General features: G+C 35.2%; 5 protein-coding genes. All 5 read left to right on the forward strand.

All coding sequences use genetic code 11. The features are described 5' to 3' along the window. The first annotated feature begins 93 nt into the window (after positions 1–93). On the forward strand, positions 94–906 hold the full coding sequence (gene truA / locus ACILQF_RS09735) for a tRNA pseudouridine(38-40) synthase TruA (RefSeq protein WP_395627219.1): 813 nt from the start codon (positions 94–96) through the stop codon (positions 904–906). A gap of 104 nt (positions 907–1010) precedes the next feature. Further along, complete coding sequence (locus tag ACILQF_RS09740) at positions 1011–1853, forward strand: DUF2911 domain-containing protein (protein WP_395627220.1); 843 nt, start codon at positions 1011–1013, stop codon at positions 1851–1853. A 90-nt stretch (positions 1854–1943) separates the two neighbouring features. Continuing rightward, a complete protein-coding gene (locus tag ACILQF_RS09745) occupies positions 1944–2621 on the forward strand; it encodes an MCP four helix bundle domain-containing protein (protein ID WP_395627221.1) in 678 nt (225 codons plus the stop codon). Between the two features lie 276 nt (positions 2622–2897). Beyond that, positions 2898–5228, forward strand: coding sequence for a carboxypeptidase-like regulatory domain-containing protein (locus ACILQF_RS09750; protein ID WP_395627222.1), 2331 nt, complete (start codon positions 2898–2900; stop codon positions 5226–5228). An 11-nt stretch (positions 5229–5239) separates the two neighbouring features. Beyond that, a partial coding sequence (locus ACILQF_RS09755; protein ID WP_395627223.1) for a DUF4249 family protein occupies positions 5240–5901 on the forward strand: 662 nt, incomplete at its 3' end.

Raw genomic sequence — 5901 nt, forward strand, 5'->3', positions numbered from 1 at the left:
TACAAAAATACACAAATTTTAAATAATTATGCTTTGCGATAAACAGGCGAAATTAAAAATTCATTACTAGCTTAGCGACTTAATAAATGGGGATTGAGGTATTTTGTTCATATCGGCTATAAAGGAAGTAATTATTTCGGCTGGCAAAGGCAGCCCGATAAGCTCAGCGTACAAGAAATAATCGAAGTAAGCCTCAGTAAAATCTTTAAAAGATCCATAACAATTTATGGGTGCGGACGTACAGATGCGGGTGTTCATGCCAGCCAGTATTTTTTCCATATGGATATCGAAAAAGCATGGAACTTCGACTTGTTTTTTAGGCTCAACCGCATCCTTCCGGATGATATTGCACTATTTGACATTATTCCGGTGGAAGGTGAACCACATGCGCGATTTGATGCGATTCAAAGAACCTACGACTTTTTTATCCATACCTACAAAGACCCCTTTTTAAGTCAAAGTAGCTCACTTTATTTAAGGAAGGAATTTGATTTACAGCAAATGAGGAAAGCAGTTGACCTTCTCCCCAAATATGAAGATTACCGTGCCTTTTGTAAATCGCCAGATAAAAATGAACATACCATTTGCCATGTGTCTTCAGCGAAGCTTTTTGTTAATAAAAATGGAGATAGAATCCGCTTCAGCATCTCATCTAACCGCTTTTTAGGACGAATGATACGCATAATTGCACGTAAATTAATCGAAATCGGGGACGGTACCCTAAGTGTAGATGAGTTTGAAGGCCACCTAATAACAAGAAATATACCAGCTAAAATACTGCCAGCGCACCCGCAAGGACTTTTTCTTTCAAAAGTTAAGTATCCCTTCCTTGATTTAGAACCCAAAGCAAAATTCTTACATGCAGAAGATAGTGGGTATTGGACCGAAGTAATTGCATACCTCTAGTTTTATCATCAACTTACCTAAAAATAATTTTTTGTTCTTAAAATTTTTATGCAAAAACCATCTACAATCAAATATATTCGAATATAATTTTAACCTAAAATCACATGAAAAAAATACTCTTTTTATTAACTATGGCGTTATCGATTCTATTTTCTGAAAATAGCTCTGCACAACTTAAAATGCCACAATCGAGTAGCTCTCAAACAATTATTCAGGAATTCGGATTAGGTAGGGTAACTGTCAAATACTCCCGCCCGAATATTAAAGGAAGAAGTGTAGAAAAGGATTTGGCGCCTTTCGGAGAAGTTTGGCGCACGGGTGCAAATGATGCAACTGTCATCACATTTACCGATGCAGTTACCCTAGAAGGAAATCCTGTAGCAGCAGGTGAATATGCTCTTTTTACTATTCCAGGCAAAGATGAATGGACCATTATATTAAATAAAGAAACTAAACAATGGGGCTCTTATCAGTATAAACAAACGGAAGATGTTATACGATTTAAAGTAAAGCCCATTAAATTGAATGAGAAATCAGAAACTTTCAGCATTCAGTTCAGCAATGTAATGCCATCGATCGCTAATCTTGATTTAGTTTGGGATAATTTTAAAATATCCGTAAAAATGACTACTGATGTTGATGCAAAAGTGATGGCTAGTATTGATGAGGCAATGAAAACGGATAAAAAACCCTACTATCCTGCCGCAGTATATTATTTTGAAAATGGTAAAGATTTAAAGAGCGCATTGGAGTGGATTAGCATAGCAGAGGCTGGAGACCCCAAAGCACCTTGGTTCAAATATCAAAAAGCTAGAATTCAGTTGAAATCTGGAGATAAAACTGGCGCAGCAGAAACTGCTAAAGCGGGTATAGAAGCTGCAAAAGCGGTGAACAATGTTGAATATATTCGCCTTAATCAAAAAATTCTCACTGAAGCAACTCGTTAATTTTTACTAAAATATCTTTGTAAAGCCTTCAAATTGAAGGCTTTATTTTTTATATTACATTCAGATTTATTTAATCCTAAACGATAAATTATGAAATGGGCCTTTGCAATTCAACGTAAAATCCGGCTAGCCATTACACTAGCTATAATGATGTTAGTGATTATTTTATTGAGCCTTTGGGAGAGTTATAATGTGAATAAAATTTCCAAATCATTCCAATCCATTTATGATGACCGATTAATTCCTGCGGTAGACTTATATTTAATTTCTGGGCATATTCAGACAAAACGGAATAAATTGGTATCATTTCTTTTTACGGATGAAATAAAAATTGAGGAAATTAAAAAGGTGCTTTCTGCAGAAAACAAGCAACTTAATGTGCTGATAACCAAATATGAAAAAACATATTTGGTTAAAGCTGAAACAAATCACCTTCAAAATCTGAAAAAAAATTTAAAAACATTTGAACGCGACGAGCTTTTGGTAATTAACGCAAGCATAGAAAATAAAGAATTTGCAAGAAATTTATACCTCAATACAAGCATAAAACTATATGAGATTATTGATCAGGATCTAATCTTACTCACCCAAGTACAAACACAAATTGGGAAAGAGTTATTCGCCGAATCAGTTAAAAGCCAGTCGAGCTCTAGCCTCATTTCTCAAATGCAAATTGTGGTAGCAATCATTTTGGGAATAATTATTATGATTTTAATAATTACTGATAAACAGGTAATCCTAAAACAAGAGAAGTACAATCTTAATTAAGTAGAAAATCTATTCCCGATCGGTTTTTAGAGGAATTTTAAAACGCGTTCTAATATTTTCATTCAACAATCTTTGCCTGTAAAGTTCTCCGCCCGAATAATCCCGATTCAAAAATCATATCTAAGATTATTGCCCTTTTTAAATAAAGGCTTGAGATCAGTAAATATCTTACAATCCGCTGAAAAATAGATGAATAAAAGTATTTAGCTTTGCATCCTGACGCAATATTATTTTCATGCCGAAACATCATTGTTCCCTCCAATTAATTTTAACAGAATGCGCTCAATAAAAACTATTCTTTCATTCATTATTTTAAGTTTTGTATTTGCTATAAATAGTTCAGCACAAGAAAGTTATACTGTAAATGGAGTGGTAAAAGATTCCCTTTCAGGAGAGACTCTAATCGGGGTAACTTTAAAATTTAGTGGGGAAACGCAAGTGGGTACAAGCACAAATGCTTACGGATTTTTTTCTTATAAATTAAAGACAGGAACATACGATCTAAGCGTAAGTTATGTTGGCTACAGAACAATATTCAAAAAATTTAACATCAGTGCTGATACTAAATTGGATCTAAATATGGTTCCAGACAATGTTATTGATGAGATTGTAATTAGCGCCGAGAAAAGAAATGATAATGTGGTGAATGCACAAATGGGCCTAGCCAAAATTAACCTGAGTGAAATTAGAAATGTTCCAGTTCTTTTTGGAGAACGCGACATTCTGAAAACTTTGCAACTACTACCAGGTATAAAATCAGCTGGAGAAGGAAATAGTGGATTTTATGTGCGTGGTGGTTCAACCGACCAGAATTTAATTTTGCTAGATGAAGCACCTGTTTATAATGCATCACACTTATTAGGCTTCTTTTCTACTTTTAACTCGGATGCTATAAAAGATGTTAGTGTTTTTAAAGGGGGCATGCCAGCGCAATATGGGGGGAGATTATCATCTGTATTAGATATCCGGATGAACGATGGAAATAAAAAGGAATATACGGCTGAAGGAGGAATTGGTTTAATTTCTTCCAGATTAAAGCTTGAGGGCCCAATTGTTAAAGATAAAGGTTCATTCATGATTAGCGGTCGAAGAACCTATGCAGATGCCTTTCTTGCATTTTCTGGTGATAGTTCTATCAAAAATAATACCCTCTATTTTTATGATCTAAATGCCAAAGCAAACTATCAAATTGATGAAAAAAACACCCTTTATCTATCTGGATACTTTGGTCGTGATGAGCTCGGCCTGAGTGAAACTTTCGGTTTTGGGTGGGGAAATACCACAGCAACCTTAAGATGGAATCACTTATACAGTAACAGATTGTTTTCAAACACCTCTCTAATCTATAGCAATTACAACTATGTGATTGAGAACTTCTTAGAAGAAAATAATTTCAAAGTAAGCTCCTCTATTCGAGATTTTAACCTTAAGCAAGATTTTCAATTAGCTCTTAATAATAGGCATAATGTTCGCTTTGGAGTCGACCTGGTTCACCACACCATCGCACCCGGAGATATTACAGCCAGTGAGACGTCAAGCGTAAATGAAGTGACCGTTGAAAAGCGTAAGGGCAGTGAAATAGCAGCTTATATTTCTGATGAATGGGAGATGAATGATCGAGTTAATGTGGTTTACGGACTAAGAGCAAGTTCTTTTTTCCTGTTAGGCCCGGGTAATTTTTCTAATTATGATCAGGACGGAAACATTACTTCAAGCAAATCTTATTCACAAGGTGATCTTGTAAAAACCTATATTAATCTCGAACCTAGAATTTCGGCGAGTTATCAACTTAATTCATCGTCGTCCATAAAAAGCTCCTTTACCCGGAACACTCAGAATTTGCATCTCATGTCAAATTCTACTGCAGGCTCTCCCACCGACCTGTATATTATGAGTAGTAATAATGTAAGACCAGAAATTGCTGATCAGCTAGCCTTGGGTTATTTCAGAAATTTAAAGGATGATAATTACGAGTTTTCAGCAGAAGTTTATTACAAAATGATGCAGGGGCAGATTGAATACCGCAGTGGCACAGATCTACGTGGAAACAGAAATGTAGAAGCCGATCTTCTTTTCGGAGATGGTAGGGCTTATGGTATCGAACTGTTTTTAAAGAAACGTTTCGGAAAAATCAATGGATGGGTAGGTTATACTCTTTCAAAAACAGAACGCAAATTTAATGACATTGATGCCGGAAAATGGTTTCTAGCTAAACAAGATCGCACACATGATCTATCCTTGGTTGGTATTTATAAGGCAAGTGAGCGCTGGACATTTTCTTCCACTTTTGTCTACAATACCGGAAATGCAGTAACCTTCCCAGCTGGAAAATACCAGTTGAATGGAAATACTGCCTTTTACTACCCAGAGCGAAATTCGAACAGAATGCCTGATTATCATCGTCTCGACTTTTCAGCTACAAGGGAAGGAAAACCTAATAAAAAACTACAATCAAGTTGGTCATTTGGTCTTTACAATCTATACAATCGAAAAAATGCCTATTCAATAGATTTTAGAGATGATCCGGATGATAAGAGTAAAACTCAAGCCGTTAGAACAACCTTATTCGGCATCATCCCATCGATAACTTGGAACTTTAAGTTTTAACTTTATAAATTATGAACTTACAAAAAAGCCTTTCTCAATTAGTTAAATCTACAAAGCCAAAAGGTTTACTACCGCTTATAATAGGGCTATTTCTTTTTTCATCTTGTGAAAAAGTAATTGATCTGGATCTAAAAAATGCGGAATCAGTAATTGTAATTGAGGGTAATGTGAACGATCAATATGAAAATCAATACGTTAGAATTTCCAAAACCATTCCATTTAACACCTCAAACACATTCAATGGTTTTAAAGGTGCAAAAGTAACGCTTAGCACAGCTGGATCGGCTAGCATTAATTTTCCAGAAATATCAAATGGCCTTTATAAAAGTTCAGCATTTAAAGGTGTTCCCGGAAAAACCTATACACTTGAAGTATTGGCAGATGGAAAAGTGTATAGCGCAACATCCACCATGCCTTATCCCGTAGTTCCTGATTCGATAGGGTTTAAAAAACTCAGCTTTTTTGGAAATAAAAATATTTATCCCACAGTTTACTATAAAGACCCAGTTACTATTCAAAATCAATACCGATACATCCTTAAAATTAATGCTAAATTTCAATCGGATATTGTCTCTGAAGATCGTTTCAATGATGGAAATGATGTTTCAGATGTAATCATTTATGATGGTGACGATATTAAATCAGGCGATACAATTGATATCGAGATGCAATC

Source organism: Daejeonella sp. (assembly GCF_044232565.1).
GTDB lineage: Bacteria > Bacteroidota > Bacteroidia > Sphingobacteriales > Sphingobacteriaceae > Daejeonella.

Excerpts from the sequence above, each read along its gene's own strand:
- ACILQF_RS09740 (WP_395627220.1), top strand. The coding sequence starts at position 1,011 with ATGAAAAAAATACTCTTTTTATTAACTATGGCGTTATCGATTCTATTT.
- ACILQF_RS09745 (WP_395627221.1), top strand. The coding sequence starts at position 1,944 with ATGAAATGGGCCTTTGCAATTCAACGTAAAATCCGGCTAGCCATTACA.
- ACILQF_RS09750 (WP_395627222.1), top strand. The coding sequence starts at position 2,898 with ATGCGCTCAATAAAAACTATTCTTTCATTCATTATTTTAAGTTTTGTA.